A 21680-nucleotide genomic window follows, 5' to 3' on the forward strand; every position below is an offset into this window, starting at 1 on the left:
CCCCGGGTCCCGGCGTGTCCGGTGTCCCGGTCGATGTCCGATGGACCCGCCCGTCCCGGATGGTACCGACCAGACGCCGAGTCATGCCGAGGTCCCTAGCGCCTCCCGGATCGGCACCCGAGTCCCGCCGCGCTTCACCGCATTGCCGTACACCCGCCCGGCCAGCCAGACCAGGGCCCCGATCAGCGCGAGCGTCAGCGCCATCGCGACCACCACCTGCCACCCCGCCACGCTGCCGATCCCGATCACCATCGGCATCAGGACCGGCGCGAACAGCGGAATCATCGCCAGCGCCAGGATAAGGCCGCTGTCCGGCGACCCCGGAAGCACCGAGATGCCCAGCACGTACGGGACGATGATCAATAAGATCATCGGCGCCGTGACCCCGCCGGCGTCCTCCTGCCGGGACACCAGCGCCCCGGCGGCCGCGAACAGCAGCGCATACACGGCGAACCCGAGCAGGTACCACAGCAGCGCCAGCGCGACCGATCCGATCGCGATCCCGGCTGGGATGTCGAGCTGCCCGGTCGCCAGGCCCAACGACACGCCGATCACCCCGATCAGCGTCAACTGACCGAGAGCCACGGCGCCGATCCCGATAACCTTGCCGGCCATCAGCTGCCACGGGCGCACCGTCGCCAGCAGCAGCTCCACCACCCGGCTGGTCTTCTCCTCGATCACCCCCTGCGCCACGGCCGGGCCGAAGATCAGCAGAGACAGGTAAATCAGCCCGCCGGAGAGCAGGCCGAGCAGCAGCCGGGCCCCGTCCCGTTCCGAGGCCGGCCGCAGGGCGCTGACCTGGACCGTGGCCGCGGACACGGCTCGCCCCACGACGGCCGGATCACCACCGAGCCCCACGACCTGGCGCTCGAGCGCGACCTGCCGGGCGGCGAGACTCAACACCGACGCCAGCCGGTCGCCGAGCTCCTTCTTGACGACCACCCGGTAGACGGCGTTCCCCGCCGCGCCAGAGGCCGCAACCACGCGGACGAACGCGTCGACGTCACCGTCGAGCACGGCCCGCTCGCCGGCCGCCCGATCCGCCACCGCACGAACCTCGACGTCCTCGCCCAGCGACCGGGCCGCAGCCTCGACCGTCGCCGCCTGCCGGGAGTCGACCGCGGTCAACGCGATCCGGCTCGCCGACGAGCCGCCGGTCAGGGACATCAGCACCACCATGGCGCCGATCCCGAGGACGAACAGCCCCGTGGTGATCTGGAAGGCCCGCGACCTGGTCCTCGTCACGATCTCCCGCCGGGCGATCAGCCGGATCACCCGGCCCGACCCCTGCGCCGCGTCATCCGGCCCCCGCACGCTCACGCCGCGTTCTCCGGGAACGCCCCACTCCCCGGCTGCTGCCCGGCCTGCACGACGACGTTACGGAACAGCTCGGTCAGCGACGGCCGGCGACGACGGAACTCCCGCACCGGGCCCGTGGCCAGCGCTGCGCGCAGCACCGCCTGGTCGTCGGCACCCGCGGCGAGGCCCAGCACCGTCCGCGGCCCGTCCCGGTGACGCACGACGACCCCCGGTATCCCGTCGGCCCAGCCCGGCGGCGCCGTCGGCGCGTCCACCACCACCTGCAGATCACCGCCCGCGCGCAACTCGTCGACCGAACCGCAGGCGACTATCCGGCCCGCCCGCACGATCCCGACCCGGTCGCACAACCGCTCGACGAGATCGAGCTGATGGCTGGAGAACATCACCGGAACCCCGGCGGCGCGACGCTCCCGCAGCACCTCGCTCATCACATCGACGGCCACCGGGTCCAATCCGGAGAACGGCTCGTCGAGTATCAGGACGACCGGATCGTGCACGAGCGCGGCGGCCAGCTGCACCCGCTGCTGGTTACCGAGGCTGAGCTTCTGCACCTCGTCGTCCAACCGGCTGGACACCCCCAGCCGCTCGGTCCACCGCGCCACTGCGCGACGGGCCGCCGCCAACCCCATTCCGTGCAGTTGCGCGAGGTAGACGAGCTGCTCACCCACCCGCATCCGCGGGTACAGGCCGCGCTCCTCCGGCATGTAGCCGATCCGGCGGCGGGTACGCAACGTCAGCGGAACGCCGTCATAACGCACGACCCCGGAATCCGCCGCGAGCACCCCGAGGGCGATACGCATCGCCGTCGTCTTCCCGGCACCGTTGCTGCCGACGAACCCGAACAGCTCGCCGGCCCGCACCTCGAACGTCATCGACTCCAACGCGACGACGTCGCCGTACCGTTTCGACACCCCGTCGATCTCGAGCCGTCCGTCGCCCACCTGCACCACCTTTCCACTCCACGGCGTTCCGGGTAACGGTCAACCGTTGCCCCTGCCACGGGCTTCTCCGGCAAGGAGATTCTCTCCACCAGATGCTATTGGCGGTGGTTTTCATGATTGATTTTATACGGTGCGACGATGTCAACACCGTTGATTATCAGGGTGCGCCCGGAGGAACGAACGGCAGGCCGGCGGGTGTGCCCTCGGCGAGCAGGCGGCGCAGGGCGCCGGTGTCGAGATGGTCGGCAACGAGGTCACCGAGGGCGTCGAGGCGGCGCTGCCGGACATCGGCGAAACGCGTGAACGCCGGGACGAACGAACGCCCCGCGGCCGTGGCCACGTCGGCGAGATAGGCGCGACGGAACGCGTCGTTCTCCAGCACTCCGTGCCAGCTCGTGCCGGCGACCGCGCCGACGCGCACCCCGTCCGCGGCGAACGGGGCGCCGTCCGGATGGTCCTCGACGGTCAGCCGCCCGTGCCGGATCTCATAGCCGGTCAGCGGCCGGCCGGCGGCATCGGTGGCCGCGCGGCGACCGAGCAGCTTCACCGGGTCGAACGTGGTGATGACCGGGAGCAGGCCGAGACCCTCGACCTCACCCGCACCCGATTCGACGTCGTCACGGATGCGACGGCCGAGCATCTGGTAGCCGCCACAGATACCCAGCACCGGGCGGGCGGCGGCGGCGCGCTCGGCGAGGGTCGCGGCGAGACCGCGGCGACGCAGCCAGCGCAGGTCCTCGACGGTGGAACGGGTGCCCGGCAGAATCACGAGGTCGGCGTCGACGAGCTCGTCCGATCGGGTGGCCAGGCGCACCGCGACCCCGGGCTCGGCGCGCAACGCGTCGATGTCGGTCACGTTCGACAGCCGGGGCAGCCGGATGACGGCGACCCGCAGCACCTCCCGCCGACCGGCGTGCGACCCGACTGCTGTCCCGGGCCCGGGGGAAGGCTCGGCATCGGGCTGGGGCTCGGCATCGGGGAAGGCGGCGAGGTCGAGGGAGTCCTCGACGTCCAGCCACAACCCCGCCTTCCGGGGGACGACGCCGTGCACCGGCCGGCCGGTGAGCCGTTCGATCTGGCGCAGCCCGGGTTCGAGCAGCCGGGCGTCGCCACGGAACCGATTGATCACCCAGCCGGCGACCAACGCCTGGTCGGCCGCATCGAGCAGGGCCAGCGTGCCGAACAGGGCGGCGAAGACCCCGCCCTTGTCGATGTCGCCGACCACTATCACCGGCAGGTTCGCGGCGCGCGCCAGGCCCATGTTGGCGATGTCGGTCGAGCGCAGGTTGATCTCCGCCGGGGAACCGGCCCCCTCGCAGATCACCGCGTCGAACCGGCCGCGCAGGTCGTCCAGGCACTCCAGGACGATCGCGGCCAGCCGTTCCTTGTACGGGCGGTAGCCGAGCGCGTCGACCTCGGCGACCGGGCGGCCCAGCACGACAAGCTGGCTGTGCCGCTGACCCCCCGGTTTGAGCAGCACCGGGTTCATCGCTGCCTCCGGTTCCACACCGGCCGCCACTGCCTGCATCGCCTGGGCCCGGCCGATCTCCGCACCGTCGGCGGTGACCGCTGAGTTCAACGCCATGTTCTGCGCCTTGAACGGGGCGACCCGCACCCCCTCCCGCGCCAGCCACCGGCAGATCCCCGCGGTCAGCACACTCTTGCCGGCGTCCGACGCGGTCCCGGCGACCAACAGTCCCCCGCTCACCGGCCGCGCTCCCTCCCCCCGAATCCAGAGCGTCCGGATCCGGTACCGAGGCCGAGGCCCACCCGCGAGGTCAGGACGGAGGCGACCAGCCGCGCCACCGGAACCGCCGCCGTCAGCGCGACACACACCACGCTCACCGCCGCGGACAACCGGGCCGCGGCAGCGACGTCCGCGCCCTGCGGCCGCCGGCCGAACCCGAGCTCCGGCCGGTGCTCGACGCGGTAGGGGTAGCGCAGCTCTCCCCCGAGCCGCAGCCCCAGCGCCCCGGCGAACGCGGCTTCCACCATCCCGGCGTTGGGGCTGGGATGCGACCGGCCGTCCCGGCGCATGACCCAGTACGCGTCGACCGCCGAACCGCCGACGACCGGGGCGCACGCGCAGGTCACCAGCGCGCACACCCGCGCCGGGAGCAGGTTCGCCAGATCGTCGAGGCGCGCCGCCGCCCAGCCGAAGCGTTCGTACCGGGGGCTGTGGTGCCCGATCATCGCGTCGAGGGTGTTGATCGCCCGGTAGGTGACCAGGCCGGGCAGTCCGGCGAGCGCCCCCCACCACAGTGGGGCGACCAGCGCGTCGGAGGTGTTCTCGGCGATGGACTCAATCGCGCCGCGGGCGATCCCGGCGGCGTCCAGCGACGCCGGGTCGCGTCCGCACAGCGCCGGGAGCCGTTCCCGGGCCGCGGCGAGATCGTCGGCGCGCAGCTCCTCGCCGAGGCGTCGGCCTTGACGGCGCAGCGAGGCGCCACCGAGGACGGTCCACGTGACCGCCGCCGTGAGCGCGACGGCGCGTTCAGCGGCGCGTTCAGCGGCGACGGCGGGCACGGCGACCGCGGCGAGCAGCACCGCGGTGTGCAGCGATCCGGCCGCCCGGCCGTCCCGGTAGAGCCGGTTCTCCAGCCGGGACGCGGCCCGCCCGAACCCGGCGACCGGATGCAGCCGCGCCGGGTCGGCGAGCAGCCCGTCCAGCACGGCGCCGAGGACCAGACCGAGCGCGCGCACCGCGCGGGAAGGGACCATGGCACGGGAAGGGACCATGGCTCAGACGCTCATCGCGTAAGCGACGACCCCGCGCCGGACGGCGTCCATCGCCGCCCGGGCGGTCCGGCGCACCCGCGCGCCGTCCGGCGCACCCGGCGCACCCGGGTCCGGCTGCACCATCGGGGCGACCTGCGCGATCTGGTCAAGGATGTCGATGAGCTGGCGCATCCACCGGACGAAGTCGCCGGCGGTCAGTTCCACGGAGCTGTCGGTCAGCACCCGTTCCAACGCGCGGCCCGCGGCCCAGTCGTGCGCGACGGCGACGAATCCGAGCTCGGGCGGGCGCAGGAACGCGAGCCGGTGGGCCTGCTCGGCCTCGGCGAGCCGCTCCGACAACCGGACCATCTCAGCGAGGCAGTCGCGCAGCGCCGGGACGCCGGCGTCGTCGCCGCGCGGCTCGAACACCAGCGTGGACACGGCGGCGGCCAGCGCCGGCGGGGTGAGATCGTCCCAGATGCCGGCGCGCAGGCATTCGGCGACGAGCAGGTCCTGCTCCGAGTAGATGCGCGCGAGCACCCGCCCGGCGGCGGTGACGCTGTCCCCGTCCAGGTAGCCGAGGTCCTCGAGCGCGGCACGGACCCGGTCGAACGTCTTCGCGACCGTGTTCGTCCGGCCCTCCACCTGCCGCGAGATCGCGGCGGTCTCCTTGACCAGCCGGTTGACCTGCTCGGCGGAACGCAGGTGCTCCTCGCGGCGCGGGCAGTCGTGCACCGGATGGGCGCGCAGGGCCCGACGCAGCCGGGCGAGCTCGGCGTCGTCCGCCGCGGCCGAACGGACCCTGGCCCGCCGGCCCGGAGGGGCATCGGGGTTAACGTCGGCGGCGCGCAGGGAGGAGGCCAGATCCCGGCGCGACTGCGGCGAGCGCGGGTTGAACGACCGCGGCACCCGGACCCGGCCGAGCGGTTCGACGGCGACCGGGAAGTCAGTCAGGGACAGCCTGCGGACCTGCCTGTCCGCGGTGAGCACCACCGGCCGCGGGCCGTCGGCGGCGCTCGCGGCGGCGTCGGCGTCGAGCACGACGGCGAGCCCGCTGCGCCGCCCGGCGGGCACCCGCACGATGTCCCCGGTCCGCAGCCGGGCGAGCGCCGCCGCGGATTCGGCCCGCCGGCGCGCGGAACCCTCCCGCGACAGCGCGGCCTCCCGCTCGGCGATCTCCCGGCGCAACCGGTCGTACTCGCCGATGTCACCCTTGTCGCAGCTCAACGCCTCGCGCTTCGCGTCGATCGCCTCGGTGTTGCGCTGCACCGCCCGGGCCAGGCCCACCACGGCCCGGTCGGCCTGGAACTGCGCGAACGACGACTCCAGCACGGTACGTGCCCGCTCCCGCCCGAGCCTGCCGACCAGGTTGACGGCCATGTTGTACGACGGCCGGAACGACGAGCGCAGCGGATAGGTCCGCGTGGAGGCCAGCCCCGCGAGCGCGAGCGGGTCCAGCCCCGGCTGCCACAGGACGACCGCGTGGCCCTCCACGTCGATGCCGCGCCGCCCGGCGCGGCCCGTCAGCTGGGTGTACTCCCCTGGGGTGATGTTCACGCGGCTCTCGCCGTTGAACTTCGTCAGCCGCTCCAGCACGACCGTGCGGGCGGGCATGTTGATGCCGAGTGCCAGGGTCTCCGTGGCGAAAACCACCCGGACCAGCCCCTGGACGAACAGCTCCTCGACGATCTCCTTGAAGGTTGGCAGCATGCCGGCGTGGTGGGAGGCGATGCCGCGTTCCAGCCCCTCCAGCCACGCCCAGTAGTCGAGCACGGCGAGGTCGGTCTCGGGGATCCCGGCGGTGCGTTCCCGGACCAGGGTCCGGATCCGCTGCTGCTCCGCGGGGCCGACGAGCCGCAGACCCGCACGCACGCAGGAGGTGACCGCCGCATCGCAGCCGGCCCGGCTGAACACGAAGACGATCGCGGGGAGCAGGCCGTCGCGGTCGAGCCGTTCGACGACCTCCGGCCGGCCCGGCACCCACGTCCGCCGGCGCGCGCCGGCCGCCCCCCGGCCGCGGCCGACCGTGGGATAGCCCCCCGACAGCGCCCGGCTCTCCTCGCGGGCCAGCCGCAGCAGGTCCGGGTTCACCACTCGTCCACCGACCGCCGTCGGACCACCACGGGCCGCGGGGAAGTCTGCCACGAGCGCCCGGCCGGCACCCCCATTGCGACCACGGTCGCCACCGCGACCCCTCTGGGTGTCCCGGCCCCGTTCGCCGTTACGGTTACCGCCCCGGTCCCGCCCGCCGGGCCGCTCCCGCTCCCGCCCGCGGTCCCGATCGCCGCGGTCCCGATCGCCGATGGTGGCGCGCCGGGTGCCGGCTACCTCGAATCCGGCCTCGACCCCGGCGTTCCCGGCCTCGACCCCGGCGCTCCACCTCGACCGGGCGAGATCATCGTCCAGGACGGCACGAAGTGCCGCGGGTCCGCCCGGCGGCGGGGTGCCAGGAGTGTCCTCGAGGAACAGGTCGTACAGGGTGCGGTCAGCGAGCACATGCTGCCACAGCGGAACGGGGCGATGATCGCTGACGATGACCCGGGTGTGGCCGCGCACCGTGACCAGCCACTCGGCGAACTCCTCGGCGTTACTCACCGTCGCGGACAGGGAAACCAGCCGGACCTGCGCCGGCAGATGGATGATGACCTCCTCCCACACGGCGCCGCGCTGGCGGTCGGCGAGGTAATGCACCTCGTCCATGACGACGTAGCCGAGGTCGTCCAGCCGGCCGTTGTCGGCCGGGCCGGCGTAGAGCATGTTGCGCAGGACCTCGGTGGTCATCACCACGATCGGGGCGTCGCCGTTGCGGGAGGTGTCCCCGGTCAGCAGGCCGACCGAGGCGGCGCCGTAGCGGGAGACGAGATCGGCGTACTTCTGGTTCGACAGCGCCTTGATCGGCGTCGTGTAGAAGCAACGCGTCCCGGTGCGCAGGGCGAGATGGGCGGCGAACTCGCCGACGACCGTCTTACCCGCTCCCGTCGGGGCCGCGACGAGCACCCCTTCACCGGCCGCCAGCGCCGCAACCGCCTCGAACTGGAACGGGTCGAGCCCGAAGGGGAGGCCAGCGGCGAACTCCACAAGAATCTCGGGCGTGGAGGACACATCAGCCACCCTACGGGACGCGACGGCCGGCAGCCGACCGGTTTACGCCGGTCCCGACCGGCCGGGGAGGAACCGACGATCATCAGGTGATGTCGCCGTAGGCCCGTCAGGTGATGTCGCCGTGGGTGACGTCGGTACCCGAGAAGCCCGGGGCGACGGGGGCCGTCCCCGCGCCGACGGGTGTCGACGACCCGGTGCCGGCCGGGTCCGCCGTGCCGGGCGACGTGGCCGTCGCCGCGGGGCCCGCGGAGGCCGCCGAGCGGGGCGGGGCGTCGTCGAAGTCCAGCGGGGAGGTCTCGTCGTCGTCCAGGTCGGTGTACGGGGAGGTGTCCCCGCGGCGGGCCACCCGCCGGTCGTTAAGCCAGCCGATGATCAGTGCGACCTCGTAGAGGACCACCATGGGCAGGCCCAGCGCGAGCATGGTGAACGGGTCCTGGCTGGGGGTGACGATCGCAGCGAACACGAACACCAGGAAGATCTCGGCCCGCCGCCAGGACCGCAACTTGGCGGTGCTGATGATCCCGGCCAGATTCAGCATCGTGACGAGCAGCGGAACCTCGAATGACAGTCCGAAGATCAGCAGCATCGCCTGGACGTAGCTGAGGTACCGGTTGCCGTCCAGGACGCTGACCAGCCCGTTGCCGCCGAAGCCGAGCAGCAGACCCAGCCCGGTCGACAACGTCAGGTAGGCGAAGACCCCGCCGGTGGCGAACAGGGCGAGGGAGACGCCGACAAAGGTCAGCGACCAGCGCCGCTCGTGACGGTGCAGACCAGGGGTGATGAAGGACCAGAGCTGATACAGCCACACCGGCGAGGAGACCACCGCCGCGGCGATCATAGAGATCTTCAGGCGGATGGTGAACGCGTCGAGGATGCCGAAGAAGTACAGGGTGCAGTCGTCCGCTGCCAGGCCATCCGGGCTGAACCGCTTGCTCGCCGGCAGGTCGCAGTACGGCGCCTTGAGCCAGTCGAAGATGCGCGGCTCGAAGATGAAACAGACGACACTGGCGACCGCGAACGCGAGGAGCGCGATGGCGACGCGGTTGCGCAGCTCACGCAGATGCTCGGTGAGCGGCATGCGACTGTCCTCGACAGTACGCGTGCGGCGGTGGTTCACCGATGCGACGAGCCTTCGCGGCGTGGGCAACCCTGGCACGTCGGCGGCTCCTGGTCGAGAGGAAGGAGGAAGGGGCGCCGGCGGACGCCCGACAGGCCGTGGGACCGCCGTGAGGTCAGCCCCGGTCGGCGGCCGAGGCGGTGCCGTTCACGGACGCGGTGGCATTCACGGACGAGGCGGGGGCCTGACCGGGCGCGGCGGCCTGCGGCTGGGCCACCGGCGGCCGGGCCTCGATCGACAACGGGGCCGGCTGCGCCGCGGGCGCGGGCTGGTCATCCTCGCGCAGGCCCTTTGTCTCGGCCTTGAAGATGCGCAGCGAACGACCGAAGGAACGCGCGGCGTCAGGAAGCTTCTTCGACCCGAACAGCACCAGAACGACGAGGGCGATGATGATGATTTCGGTGGTGCCCAGATTTGGCATGGTCGGCGTCCTCCGATGAGCGCGGTACCGGGCCCGGTCCGACGACCGGTGCGATCGATGCTACGTCCGCCAGCCTAAGAGGGGATAGACGGCGTGCGGGTATCCCGGAGATGACGGATGCGCAACGAAGCCAACCTGCACGATAGCTCGTAGCACTCGGCGGGCAAAGCGTGTCCACAACGACACCAGAAACCCCAAATCATCACCGATCGCTACCTCGTCAAGCCGGAAGTCCTGGATTGTGGCAACACAAGACCATATGGCACGATCGACGTCACGCGACGGTCACTCCCGGCGGATCACACGGGGACCACGGATCCGGTCAAGCGGATCCGGTCAGGACGTGCGTTCGGCGAGCCGCGCGCTGACCTCGACGTGGTCGAGCCGCGCCGCGAGCGCCGCGGTGTCCGAGGCCAGGGCCGAGACCCGCGCGGACAGCTCCGTCGTGGCGGCCCGCACCGCGCGCATCTTCTGCCACACCCGCCACGCACTGAGCGCCAGCAGGGCGAGCGCGCCGACGATGAGGACGAGGTAGAGGAGCGCCCAGAGCACACCGATCACCCTACTCGGCGGTCGGCGTGAGCCCGTAGGCGAGCAGGGCCCGGCGGGCCAAGGCGTGCACCTCCTCGGCGAGCGCCGGCGGCTCGACCACCCGCACGTCGGCCCCGAGGCCGAGGACCAGCCGGTGCAGCCAGGAGGTCTCCCCGGCGTACAGCGTGACCTCGAGCCGTCCGCTGGGCAGCTCGCGCACCTCGGTGACCGGGTAGTAGTCGGCCACCCACCGGGCCGGGGACGCCAGCTCCAGCACGACCCGCACGTCCGCCGGGCCGGGCCGGTAGATCCCCTCCCTGGTGTCGCGGGACACCGTACCCGGCGGCGGGACCGCCGGGGCGTCGAGGATCGTCACCCCGCCCGGCCCGTCGATGCGGTCCAGCCGGAACAGCCGCACCGCCTCCGCCCGGTGGCACCATCCCTCCAGGTACCAGCGGCCGTCCTGGACCAGCACCCGCATCGGGTCGACGTCGCGCTCGGTCAGCTCGTCGCGGGACCAAACCAGGTAGCGCAGATGCACCCGTCGGCGGTCCCGCAGCGCCCGCTGCACCACCGCGAGGACCTCGTCGTGGACGTCGAGGGTGACGCGTACCTGGCCGACGGCGGCGGTGCCGGCGCCTCCTCCAGCTTCTCCAGCGCCCGGTCCAGGGCCTCGCGGCCGGCGAGGCCGGGCACGTCGGCGAGCGCGCGGGCGGCGACGATCAGGGCCGTCGCCTCGTCGACCGACAGCCGCAGCGGCCGGTCGAGAGTCTGCGGATCGACGACGGTGATCTGATCACCGGAATAGCTCAGGTCGATGAGGTCCCCGGGCGCGCCGCCGGGCAGGCCGCAGACGAACAGCAGGTCGAGGTCGTCGCGCAGCTGGCGGGGGGTGACCCCGAAGGCCACCGCCGCCTCGGTCAGGGAGATCCCGGGATGCGCCCGCAACCAGGGGACGAGCGCGAGCAGCCGGCTCAGCCGGTCGGTGGCGGCGCTCACCGCGTGCCCGGAGCGAGCGCCGGACGATGAACCGGGGCGGGCACCGCACGGCGGATCATCGGGCGCTCACCGGGCGTTCGTCGCGGCGCACCCCCGCAGGTGGGAACGCCACGCCGCGGGCGGCGGTGCCCGCGAGCGTGGCGGCGGTGCCCGTGATGGCCGCCCGGAGCCGACCGACCACAGCCGCGCGCAGCTCGGGTGGGTCGACGACGACGACGTCCGGACCCGATCCGACGATCCACCGGGCGAGCTGTTCGGTGTCGGCGAAATCCATCTCCAGCAGATCCATGCCCGGCGGTGGATTCGTGTCCGGCGACGGATCGGCGTCGCCCGGCGACGGCGACGCCGCCGGGCGGGCGTACCGTCGCAGCGCGTGCGCGCTGCCCCGGCGGACCGCCAGCGTGGCGGTCCGGAAGCGGTCCGGGGGGCCTGCGCCGAGACCATCGCCCGCAGGTCGACCCCTGGCGGGACCTGGACCGCGCCGGCCGGTCCGACCATGCGCACCGGGCCGGTGAACCGGGACAGCCGGAACACCCGGGCCGCACCACGGTGCAGGTCGTGCCCGGCGAGGTACCACCGCCCCCGCCAGGACAGCACACCCCAGGGCTCGACGTGCCGGTCGGCGGAGTCCGTCTCACCGACCTTCCGGTACGGGAAGCGGATGGTCCGACCGGCCTGGACCGCCGCGAGGCGCTGCTCGAAGGCCGGCTCGGTTGCATCGACCCGCGGTTCGAAGCCGTCGAGCACGCCGAGCCCGCCACCACATCACCGCGGCCCCGCCCGCGGCGAGCTTGCGCAGGGCGCTGGCGGCGGGCCCGGCGAGCGCCGTGCTCGACCACAGCGAGCCGGCGACAGCCAAAGCCGCGGCCTCGTCCGGTTCCAGGGCGATGTCGGGCAGCGCGTAGTCGCCGCGGCGGATACGGTAGCCGATCTCGTTGCTGAACGCCGAGTCCGCGCCGGTCTCCAGGGGGATGCCGATCTCCCGCAGATACGCCTTGTCCCGCTCGAACATCCGCCGGAAGGCGTCCTGCTCTTCCTCGGTGCGCCCGGGCTCGTAGCCCTCCACCAGCTCGCCGATCTGGGACACGGTGAGGAAGCGCGATGTCGCCATCAGGCACATCGTCAGGTTGAGGAGCCGCTCCACCCGTCGCCGGGACACACCCGCAAAGGGTAGCCGCCGGAGTTCACCGGCCACGCACCACCCCGTCCCCGCCCCACCGCTGGCGCACCGGTCGCGCCCACCGGGCCACCCACGGCCGGGCCGGGTGAGGGCCGGTGGGCTACGGCTGGCCGGCGCCGGCCCCGACGCCCGACGTAGCCCCGACGCCCGGCGTGGCCCCGTCGACCGCGATCAGGTCCACCACGAACACCAGAGTGTCGTCGGCGAGGATCGTCGGCGGACGTCCCCCCACCGGGCCGTACCCGAGGTCGGGCGGGATGATGATCTGGCGGCGGCCGCCGACGCGCATCCCGTCGATGCCCTGCCCGAAGCCGGCGATCGTGCCGTCCAGCGGGAAGGTCGCCGGCTGGCCCCGCGCCCAGCTGCTGTCGAACTCCTTGCCGTCGCGCCAGAGCACGCCCACGTACCGGACGGTGGCGGTGCTGGTGGCGGAGGCGACCGCGCCGTGACCGGTCACGAGATCGGTGGTGACCAGCGTGGCCGGCGCCGTCCCCCAGCCCGCCGCGGAGATCGGCTTGCGGCTCAGGTCGGTGGCACCCGCGACCGCGGGGACCCGCCCGGAGGTGCCGTCGACGGCCGTCCGGGAGGGCACCGGCGCCGCCTTGGTGCCGTCGGGGGCGTCGGAGGCGCCGCAGCCGGCCAGGAGCGGGGCGAGCAGCACGGCGGGCAGCACGGCACCCGCGAGCAGGTGCCGGCGGGTGGCGGACGGCCGACGGCCGCTGCCACGCGAGCCGGAACGGGCTGACGCGAAGGGCAGGACGACGCCGGCGCGTCGCGGCACGAACATCACAGGGGCTCGAGTCCTCACATACTGGCGATGAGCTTGTCGACCCGATCGTCGACGGAACGGAACGGGTCCTTGCACAGGACCGTACGCTGAGCCTGATCATTGAGCTTCAGGTGGACCCAGTCGACCGTGAAGTCCCGGCGTTTCTCTTGGGCGCGCTTGATGAACTCGCCGCGCAGCCGGGCCCGGGTGGTCTGCGGGGGGCGTGACTTGGCCTCGAAGACGTCGAGGTCACGGGTGACGCGCTCGACCAGACCAGCCCGTTCCATCCGGTAGTACAGGCCCCGGTCACGGTGGATGTCGTGGTATTTCAGGTCGAGCTCGGCGACCCGCGGCGAGGCCAGCGACAGCCCGTGCTTGTGCCGGAACCGCTCGATGAGCACGTACTTCGTCACCCAGTCGATCTCACGGGCGACAAGCTCGAGGTCGTCGGTCTCGATCGCGAGCAGGGTGCGGCCCCACAGGTCGAGCACCCGCTTGGCGACCTCGTCCCCGCCGCGGCGCTCCACGAACTCGACCGCCTTGGAGTAGTACTCCCGCTGGATGTCCAGCGCGCTGACCTCACGCCCGTTGGCCAGCTTGATCCTGCGCTGGCAGGTCATGTCGTGGCTGACCTCGCGAATCGCCCGGATCGGGTTCTCCAGGGTCATGTCCCGCAGCATCACGCCGGCTTCGATCATGCGCAGCACCAGGTCGGTCGCCCCGAGCTTGAGCAGCATGGTCGTCTCACTCATGTTCGAGTCGCCGACGATCACGTGCAGCCGCCGGAACCGCTCGGCGTCGGCGTGCGGCTCGTCACGGGTGTTGATGATCGGCCGGGACCGGGTGGTCGCCGAGGACACCGACTCCCAGATGTGCTCGGCGCGCTGGGAGATGCAGTACACCGCGCCCCGCGGGGTCTGCAGCACCTTGCCCGCGCCGCACAGGATCTGCCGGCTGACCAGGAACGGCACCAGCACGTCCGCGAGCTTCGAGAACTCGCCGTGCCGGCCGACGAGGTAGTTCTCGTGACAGCCGTAGCTGTTGCCGGCGGAGTCGGTGTTGTTCTTGAACAGATGGATGTCGCCGGCGATGCCCTCCTCGCGCAGCCGTCGTTCGGCCTCGACAAGCAGGCCCTCGAGGATGCGTTCCCCGGCCTTGTCGTGGGTGACCAGGTCGGGCACGGAGTCGCATTCCGGGGTGGCGTACTCCGGATGGCTACCGACATCCAGGTAGAGGCGGGCGCCGTTCTTGAGGAACACGTTGCTGCTGCGTCCCCATGACACGACACGACGGAACAGGTACCGTGCCACCTCGTCCGGGGACAGCCGTCGCTGCCCCCGGAACACGCAGGTGACGCCGTACTCGTTCTCCAGTCCGAAGATGCGGCGGTCCACGTCTGCGACCCTATGCTCGAATGCCGCCTCGGCGCGCCGGGACGCTCGGGCCGGATGTCACCCTGAGGCGGATTCGCCCCTCCTGTGGACGGACGGGCCGACCGACGACCGCCAGACCCAGCCCGACGACGAACCAGCCGGCGAGGACCAGTACCGGACGGCCACCGCCGGCACCGTCGAAGTAGGCCGTCGAGCGCAGCAGCGTGGCACCCGCCCCCGGCGGCGCGAACTGGCCGATGTCGCCCCAGGGCTGTGGCAGCATCTCCGGTGCGGAGGCCACCGCCGACAGGGCGGCACCAGCGACCAGAACCAGCACCGCGGCGACGAGACCCGGCACGCCCGCGACCGCACCGAGTCCCAGGACCGGCCCGGCGACGGCCAGCGCCAGCAACGTCACGACCGCCATAGTCGTCAGGAACTCCCCGGGCAGGACGTCCAACGCCCCCTGCAGCGCGACGGCCCCGGCGAAGCCGGAGAGCACCGCGAGCGCGGCGAGCCCGACGAGCCGGATCACCCGCGACCCCACCATCCGCGCCAGCAGCACGCCGGCCGCGGTGATCACCAGCGTCAACGGGAGGTAACCGGCCGCCAGCCCGCCGCCGGTCTGGTCCCGTGGCGCGTTGGCCACCACGTCGACCACCGGGATCTCCAGACCTGGCATGAACACCCGGATGCCCCGGGTCAGCGCCTCGGTGACCGCCGGGCTCGCCGCGGAGGCGACCCGCAGGGTCAGGCCGTTGCCGCCGATGACGATCGCGGCGTAGGCGTCACGCTCGCGCAGCGCACGGTCGGCGGCGGCCACCGTCGGCACCGTGCGCACCGTGAGGGCGCCCGGCTCCACCCGGCTGATCTGGTCGGCGAGCGCGGTCGCCGCGGGTGCCGGGCCCACGGTGAGGATCGGCAGGTCCCGGGGGCGCAGGCTGGTGACGGACGTTCCGTACAGCCAGACCAGGACGCCCATCAGCAGGGCCATGCCGACGGTGATGACGGCGATCCGCCGGGCACCGGGCGTGCCGAGCCCGTCGACGCCGCCGAGCCGGGCCCACGCCCGTCCGGCCGGATCAGCCGGATCGGCCGGATCGGGCAGGCCGGGCAAGCCGGGCAGGCCGGTCTCGCCCGAGGCCAGTGGGGGCGACGGCGCCGAGTGTCCCGGCTGGGGGCGCTGTCCCGGAAGAGGATCATGTTCGCCGCCGCCACGATGCCGTCCCCCGCTCACCACAGGAGGGCTCCGACGGTCCGGTCGACGTGCGCCGGGTCCACCGCGCTCCCCCAGGTCGCCGCCACCCTCGGCAGTGGTTGCCTCACCGCGTCCTCCCTCCGTCCAGCGACACCCGCCAGGCCACTACAAGGAGTAGCGTGACGCCTTCATGTTGTCGAGGCCTGTCTGGTGGCGTGTCGCGGCCCGGCGTGTCCGGGTGAACCCGCCGGTCCGCGGCGGTTCCAGACACCAGGTGCAGGACAGGCGGATCGGGCGGGAAGGCTCGCCGGCGGAAAGGATGGCGCCATGGCAACCGGAACGAACGACGCGACGTCCCATCGAACACGACATCACGGCGAAGACAGGGCCCGGCTGCGGGCGCAGGTCGTCCGCGGCCGCGGCGGGCTGCCGCTCACAGTCCTCGCCCCGGCCGCGGAGGACCCGCCGCGCGGCGGCATGGTCGTCGTCCAGGACGCCCGAGGCATCACGCCGTACCTGGTCTCCGTCTGCGACCGGCTCGCCGGTGCCGGCTGGCTCGCCGTGGCCCCGCACCTGTATCACCGCGACGGGCTGGACGAGGTGGACCCGGCCGACGGCTGGGCCGCGGCCACGTCGACGATGGGCACCCTGTCCGGCGCGGGCATCGACGCCGACATCGACGCGGCGCTCGGGCACCTCCTCGACGCGGGCTTCCCCGCCGAGCGGAGCGCAGTCATCGGCTTCTGCATGGGTGGCACGGTCGCGCTGCACACCGCCACCCGGCACCCCCTCGCCGCGGCGGTGTCGTTCTACGGCGGCGGGGTCAGCACACCGTACTGGCCCGGCATCCCCGCCTTGGTGGAGGCGGCACCGTCGTTGCGCGGGCCGTGGCTCGGCCTCTACGGCGAGGAAGACGCCCTGATCTCCACCGACGAGATCGCCGCCCTACGGGCCGCGGCCGCACGCTCGGGCGCCCCGACGGAGCTGGTCAGCTACGCCGGGGCCGGCCACGCCTTCCACAGCGACGACCGGGAGGCGGTCTACCGCCCGGTCGCCGCGGCCGACGCCTGGTCACGGGCACTCGCCTTCCTCGACCGGCACGTCCGCCCCCGCTGAGGCGCCCGGCCGGCCAATCGAAGATCGCCACCATCGACATCGCGAGCATCACCCGCACGGCGCCCAGAGGTCACTCCGGTCGGCTTCCGACCCGGTCCCCCGCACCGCCACCACGCTGAGTTGCGGTGCCACCGGCTCGCGACCAGTGGGCCTGGGCGCACCGCCGACCGGAGCCCGCGCACGCAGGCGGCGTGTCGGCCGCCGACCAGGGATCTCCCTTACCCGCGCAGGACGTCCACCATAGTGGAGATGGAAAGGCCGAGCAGAACGAGGGCGGCGAACTGCTGGACCCGGCGCAGCGGAGCGACCCGCAGCAGGAAGTGGCCAAAGGCGACAGCCAGCCCAGTGACGGTGCACAGGGCCAGCAACGCGCCGACGCCGACGGGAATCGGGCGGTGGTAGCGGGCCGCGAGGGTGGCGGTGAGAATCTGGGTGAGATCACCGAACTCGGCGACGAGGACAACACCGAACGCCTCGGCCCATACGCGTCTCGCGGCGGGTCCCTCGACGCCGGCGGCCTTGTGCCCCTCCAGTTCGGCGGGGTCGGCGGGGTGGGAACGCAGGAGGAGGACCGCACCGACGAAGAACAGCGCCCCGGCGACCAACTCGACAGCCCTTCGGGGCAGCGCCGCGACCAAGCCGCCGACGGCGGTGGCGACGCCGACGTGCACTGCGAACGCTGCCCAAATCCCAGCGAGAACCGGCAGCGGCCGGCAGCGGGCACCCAGAACGAGTGCCGCCACGAACGTCTTGTCCGGCAGCTCGGCCGGGAAGACCACAGCGAAGGCGGTCGCTGCAATGATGATATTGTCCACGGCGAGCCCCCGCCGGCCCGGGGCCAGCCCACCCCGGCAGGGCGGCGTGTGATGAACCCCTTCGAAGGCTCCTGCCTGGTCGAACGGCATCCTACCCGGCCCGCGGACTTCACGAACCGCGAAACACTCCCCCGCGGGGACGCGGCAGCACAAGAACCGTTTGCCAGCTAGGGCTGACAATCTTGGTTCGGGGTCCCGAAATCACCATCCGTCCGGTCGCTACGCGGCTGCGGTGATCCGGTACACCTCGCGACGACCGGCGGGCGGACGGCCCGGAGACCCATCAGCGATCATGTCTGGCAGGACCGCCGGGCCCAGGCGGCGAACATCGCCGCGCTGATGAGGAGGTTGTTCTCGTCGCGGCTGAGGGACCACCACTGGTCCACCTCGTCCCGGGTCAGCAGTCCGGCTTCAATGATGCTCTCCTGGAACCGCTCCACGAGGAGCTGCCAGGCGAGCCACGACTCGCCGGTGCCGCGGGACTGAACGCCGTGGTACTGCGCGGACTCGTCGGTGAGGTCCAGGCTGAGCACATCGCCGAGGAGTCGGCGGCCATAGGTCGCGTCAAACCCGCCACCCTCGCCTATGAGCCCTTGCAGCGCGCGGACCATGGCGGTGTGTATCGGCGCCTCCGGGACGACCAGGTCGGCGCAGGTCCAATCGACCTCCTCGATCAGAAGCCAGCCGCCTGGTGCGACCGCCGCCGCGAGCCGTTGGAGCGCACGCCGATGGGGGTGGAGGTGTGCGATCAGGAGCCGGGCGTGGACCAGGTCGAACCGCGCGTGCGGAAGATCGTCGACCATCACGTCCATGCGCCGGACCTCGACCGGCTCCGGTAGCCGGTCGAGGAAGCGGATGTCGCGGTCCACCGCGAGGACGTGCCCCGTGGGGCCGACGACCTCGGCCAGGGCCCGGGCGACCGAGCCGGTGCCCGCGCCGACCTCGAGGCAGTGATGCCCAGCGCCGATACCCAGGGCCGCCACGAGCCGCATGGTGCCCGGGTCCCACAGCTGCGCCATCGCTTCGAGGCGGGTGCGCTCGTCCGGATGCCCCTGGTCCAACACGTAGGTGGACACATCAGTGCCCCCATGGTCGCATATGGCGTCGATCGACGTCCGCTGGGACTCCGACACGGATTATTCCTCGCCTCGCCGGGTGTTTACACCGGCGATCCGTTTCTCCTATCGAGTCATAGACGACCTTGCGGCGCACGGGGCGTTTATGTGAGCATTCCATCGACATCGCGACCGAATCGGTTCGAAGAATGTTCATCTCGTGGTAGTCGGCAGAGGCTGTCATCAACGGCACTGTAATCAACGGAACTCCAGCGAGATGATTTTGTGGCACCCGTGCCGAGAGAGGGGCGTGGACGTGTCCACTGCGCCGCAGGTTGTCTTCGACGCCTTTCACCCCATGCACCGATCCAACCCCTACCCGCGGTACGCGGCCGTCCGCGATTTCGCCGCACTGTACCCGATCAGTCCGGGTATTCTCATGGCGACACGCTACGAGGAGTGCTCGGCGGTTTTCACGGACGCGCTGTGGGGCCACGGCTACGAGGAGGGCATCAACCCCTTCCGTCCAGGAGTGGCTCCCGACGACGTGCCGGGGTCGATGCTGCGGATGGACCCGCCGGACCACACTCGGCTACGCGGGCTGGTCAAACGGGCGTTCGTCCCGCGCAGCACCGAGGGGCTCCGGCAGCGGATCGAAGATCTCGTCAACGCGCTGCTCGACGCGGCGATCGAGGCCGGCGAGGTTGACCTGATGGAGGCGTTCGCGCGGCCACTGCCGCTCACCCTCATCGGCGACATGTTTGGCATCCCGCCCGAGGACTACCCCGCGGTCCAGAAGTGGTCGCTGGAGATCGTCCGCGGCACGGATCCGGACGTCCTGCAGTCGCCCGAGAGCCTGGCGCGCAGGCCGGAGGCCATGCGGGAGTTCGAGGCGTACTTCGCGGCGCTACTCGCGCAGCGGCGCGAGGATCCTCGCGACGACATGCTGAGCGGGATGTGCGCGGCCGAGGACCGCGGCGAGCTGAGCGGCCGGGAGGCACTCGGGCTGTCCGTGGGGTTGCTGATCGGGGGGTACGAGACCGTCTCCGACCTGATCGGCAAGGGTGTCGTGGCCATGGTGCGCAACCCCGACCAGATCGCGCTCTGGCTTGCCGATCCCGATCTCGCGGCGCCCGCCGTTGACGAGTTGCTCCGCTACGAGCCGCCCGTGCAGTTCACCCACCGGGTCGCGTTGGCGGAACGGGAGCTGGCCGGGCATACGTTCGCGCGGGGGGGACGGCATCGTCATCCTGACCGCCGCCGCCAACCGCGACCCCGCCGTGTACACCGATCCGGAGCGTCTGGACATCACCCGGTTCGCCGGCCGCACCCCCGCGCCGCGCCACCTCTCGTTCAGCGAGGGGCTCCACTACTGCCTCGGCGCGCATCTCGGCCGGCTGGAGACTCAGATCGCCGTGGACACCCTCCTGCGCCGCGCCCCCGGGCTGTCACTGACCGACGAACCCGTCTGGCGCAACACGGTCGCCATCCACGGGCTGGACACCCTTCCGGTCCGCCTTCGGGATTGACCGACCGCCCACGACGCCCGGCCCACCGCATTCCAGGGAGACCAATGAGCGTGAACGAAACGGGTGCCGAACCGGACGTCACCGCCCCTCGCGCCGGCGTGCCGCGGGTCGTCTTCGATGCGTTCGATCCCGAGCACTGGCCCAACCCTTATCCCCGGTACGCCGCGGCCCGCGAGGCCGAACCGCTTTTTCCCACTCCGCTGGGCGTACACCTGGTGACCCGCTACCAGGACTGCGCGACCGTTCTCCAGGACAACACCTGGAGTCACGCCCACGAGGCCGAATTGTTCCATCCCGGCGTCGACACCCTTGACTTGCCGACCTCGTTCCTCTGGATGGACCCGCCCGACCACACCCGGCTGCGCGGGCTGGTCAGCAAGGCGTTCACCCCGCGCACGGTGGCCAACCTGCGGCCCCGCATCGAGCAACTCGTCACGGACCTGTTCGACGCGATCGTCGAGGCCCGCGAGGTCGACGTGATTACCGCGTTGGCCTACCCGTTGCCGCTCACCATCATCGCCGAGCTGCTCGGCGCGCCGGCCGAGGACCATCCGGACCTTCAGCGCTGGTCGGGGACGCTCGCCCGCGGGTTCGACCCCGACCCGCTCCTCTTGCCCGAGGAACGTGACGCACGCTCCCAGGCCGCCCGCGACTTCGTGGCCTACTTCCGTGCCCTCATCACCCGGCGTCGCGCCGAACCGGCCGATGACCTGATCAGCGAGCTCGCCGCCGTCGAGGAGCAGGGCGACGTCCTGACCGAGAACGAGATGCTCGCGACCTGCGTCACGCTGCTGGTAGCCGGGCACGAGACAAGTGTCAACCTGGTCGCCAACGGCATCCTGGCGTTGATCCGCCACCCCGACCAGTACGCCTTGCTCCGATCCACCCCGCGGTTGGCAGAGCCCGCCGTCGAGGAGATGCTGCGTTACGACTCGCCGGTGCACATGACCACCCGCCTCGCCCACCAGCGGACGGAACTCGCCGGGCACACGTTCCAGGCCGGTGACGGCGTCGTGTTGCTCTTCGGCTCGGCCAACCGGGATCCGGCGGCGTTCCCTGACGCCGAGCGGTTCGACATCACCCGGTACGCGGGCCAGACGCCCGCGAAGCGTCATCTCACGTTCAGCCTCGGCATCCACTACTGCCTCGGCGCGCCGCTCGCCCGCCTGGAGATGGAGATGGTGCTGCACGAGCTCATCCGGAGAGGGATCACGATGACGCCGCTCACGGACGACCTCGCCTACCGTAGGAACCTCGTCCTGCGCGGCATCGCCAGCTTCCCGGTCCGCTTCGAACAGCACGCCGGTGTCCTCGGTCAGGTGCCAACGTAGGCCGCGAGGTGCTCGCCGGTGAGGGTGAAGCGGATCTGGATCTGGATCTGTCGCTGATCTTGTGATTCTTCTGGCCCGCCGGTGATCATCGGGTGAGGAGGGCCCGTTTGCGGAGCAGGCCGAAGCTGGCGCGGCCGAACATCTGCCGTTTGATCATCTTGATGC

Annotated in this window: 17 protein-coding genes and 3 pseudogenes; 3 read left to right on the forward strand and 17 right to left on the reverse strand. The window is 72.0% G+C overall.

Features of this window, described 5'->3' with window-relative positions:
• Positions 1 to 81: 81 nt before the first annotated feature.
• From ACY5KJ_RS05315 to ACY5KJ_RS05385, 15 genes and pseudogenes are all read right to left on the reverse strand, one after another.
• Positions 82 to 1320, reverse strand: coding sequence for an ABC transporter permease (locus ACY5KJ_RS05315; RefSeq protein WP_462202899.1), 1239 nt, complete (start codon positions 1318 to 1320; stop codon positions 82 to 84).
• Positions 1317 to 2261: an ABC transporter ATP-binding protein gene (locus ACY5KJ_RS05320; protein ID WP_462188501.1), complete on the reverse strand. Its 945-nt coding sequence runs from the start codon at positions 2259 to 2261 to the stop codon at positions 1317 to 1319. Before ACY5KJ_RS05320 ends, ACY5KJ_RS05315 begins: the two co-directional genes overlap by 4 nt.
• Before the next feature lie 157 nt (positions 2262 to 2418).
• A complete protein-coding gene (locus ACY5KJ_RS05325; RefSeq protein ID WP_462188502.1) occupies positions 2419 to 3969 on the reverse strand; it encodes a cobyric acid synthase in 1551 nt (516 codons plus the stop codon).
• Positions 3966 to 4982 carry a cobalamin biosynthesis protein gene (locus tag ACY5KJ_RS05330; protein WP_462202900.1) on the reverse strand — a complete coding sequence of 339 codons (1017 nt, stop codon included), beginning with the start codon at positions 4980 to 4982 and terminating at the stop codon, positions 3966 to 3968. The genes ACY5KJ_RS05325 and ACY5KJ_RS05330 overlap by 4 nt, the downstream gene beginning before the upstream one ends.
• A gap of 21 nt (positions 4983 to 5003) precedes the next feature.
• Complete coding sequence (locus ACY5KJ_RS05335; RefSeq protein WP_462202901.1) at positions 5004 to 8081, reverse strand: DEAD/DEAH box helicase; 3078 nt, start codon at positions 8079 to 8081, stop codon at positions 5004 to 5006.
• Positions 8082 to 8187: 106 nt separating this feature from the next.
• Positions 8188 to 9237 (reverse strand): twin-arginine translocase subunit TatC, encoded by a 1050-nt coding sequence (tatC, locus tag ACY5KJ_RS05340; RefSeq protein ID WP_462187711.1) that lies wholly within the window; start codon positions 9235 to 9237, stop codon positions 8188 to 8190.
• Between the two features lie 76 nt (positions 9238 to 9313).
• Positions 9314 to 9619 carry a Sec-independent protein translocase subunit TatA gene (tatA, locus tag ACY5KJ_RS05345; protein ID WP_462187712.1) on the reverse strand — a complete coding sequence of 102 codons (306 nt, stop codon included), beginning with the start codon at positions 9617 to 9619 and terminating at the stop codon, positions 9314 to 9316.
• 336 nt (positions 9620 to 9955) lie between these two features.
• Complete coding sequence (locus ACY5KJ_RS05350) at positions 9956 to 10171, reverse strand: hypothetical protein (protein WP_462202902.1); 216 nt, start codon at positions 10169 to 10171, stop codon at positions 9956 to 9958.
• A gap of 10 nt (positions 10172 to 10181) precedes the next feature.
• Positions 10182 to 11149: pseudogene (locus ACY5KJ_RS05355) on the reverse strand (helix-turn-helix transcriptional regulator).
• Positions 11150 to 11204: 55 nt separating this feature from the next.
• Entirely contained in the window at positions 11205 to 11726 is a 522-nt protein-coding gene (locus ACY5KJ_RS05360; protein WP_462187715.1) for a WCX domain-containing protein, read from the reverse strand.
• Positions 11720 to 11812, reverse strand: a pseudogene (locus tag ACY5KJ_RS05365) (WYL domain-containing protein); the annotation flags it as partial. The pseudogene ACY5KJ_RS05365 and the gene ACY5KJ_RS05360, both read right to left, overlap by 7 nt.
• On the reverse strand, positions 11784 to 12260 hold the full coding sequence (locus ACY5KJ_RS05370; RefSeq protein ID WP_462187716.1) for a helix-turn-helix transcriptional regulator: 477 nt from the start codon (positions 12258 to 12260) through the stop codon (positions 11784 to 11786). The gene ACY5KJ_RS05370 and the pseudogene ACY5KJ_RS05365, both read right to left, overlap by 29 nt.
• 169 nt (positions 12261 to 12429) lie before the next feature.
• Positions 12430 to 13119, reverse strand: coding sequence for an FKBP-type peptidyl-prolyl cis-trans isomerase (locus tag ACY5KJ_RS05375; RefSeq protein WP_462187717.1), 690 nt, complete (start codon positions 13117 to 13119; stop codon positions 12430 to 12432).
• A 14-nt stretch (positions 13120 to 13133) separates the two neighbouring features.
• Positions 13134 to 14492, reverse strand: a complete 1359-nt coding sequence (gene pafA / locus ACY5KJ_RS05380) for a Pup--protein ligase (protein ID WP_462187718.1) — start codon at positions 14490 to 14492, stop codon at positions 13134 to 13136.
• Between the two features lie 10 nt (positions 14493 to 14502).
• Positions 14503 to 15708 carry a hypothetical protein gene (locus ACY5KJ_RS05385; RefSeq protein WP_462202903.1) on the reverse strand — a complete coding sequence of 402 codons (1206 nt, stop codon included), beginning with the start codon at positions 15706 to 15708 and terminating at the stop codon, positions 14503 to 14505.
• A gap of 288 nt (positions 15709 to 15996) precedes the next feature.
• On the opposite strand from ACY5KJ_RS05385, the gene ACY5KJ_RS05390 reads away from it, so the two are divergent.
• Positions 15997 to 16785 carry a dienelactone hydrolase family protein gene (locus tag ACY5KJ_RS05390; protein WP_462187720.1) on the forward strand — a complete coding sequence of 263 codons (789 nt, stop codon included), beginning with the start codon at positions 15997 to 15999 and terminating at the stop codon, positions 16783 to 16785.
• 218 nt (positions 16786 to 17003) lie between these two features.
• Here the strand turns inward: ACY5KJ_RS05390 and ACY5KJ_RS05395 are convergent, their stop codons facing one another.
• Together ACY5KJ_RS05395 and ACY5KJ_RS05400 are read right to left on the reverse strand one after the other, a co-directional pair.
• Positions 17004 to 17600 carry a TMEM165/GDT1 family protein gene (locus tag ACY5KJ_RS05395; protein ID WP_462187721.1) on the reverse strand — a complete coding sequence of 199 codons (597 nt, stop codon included), beginning with the start codon at positions 17598 to 17600 and terminating at the stop codon, positions 17004 to 17006.
• 290 nt (positions 17601 to 17890) lie between these two features.
• A complete protein-coding gene (locus ACY5KJ_RS05400; protein WP_462202904.1) occupies positions 17891 to 18676 on the reverse strand; it encodes a class I SAM-dependent methyltransferase in 786 nt (261 codons plus the stop codon).
• A gap of 295 nt (positions 18677 to 18971) precedes the next feature.
• On the opposite strand from ACY5KJ_RS05400, the pseudogene ACY5KJ_RS05405 reads away from it, so the two are divergent.
• Positions 18972 to 20184 (forward strand): annotated as a pseudogene (locus ACY5KJ_RS05405) (cytochrome P450).
• A gap of 44 nt (positions 20185 to 20228) precedes the next feature.
• The gene (locus tag ACY5KJ_RS05410; protein ID WP_462187725.1) at positions 20229 to 21515 is read left to right on the forward strand and encodes a cytochrome P450; all 1287 of its coding nucleotides are present in this window, start codon (positions 20229 to 20231) and stop codon (positions 21513 to 21515) included.
• Positions 21516 to 21680: the final 165 nt, after the last annotated feature.

The organism is Frankia sp. CcWB3, from assembly GCF_977927595.1.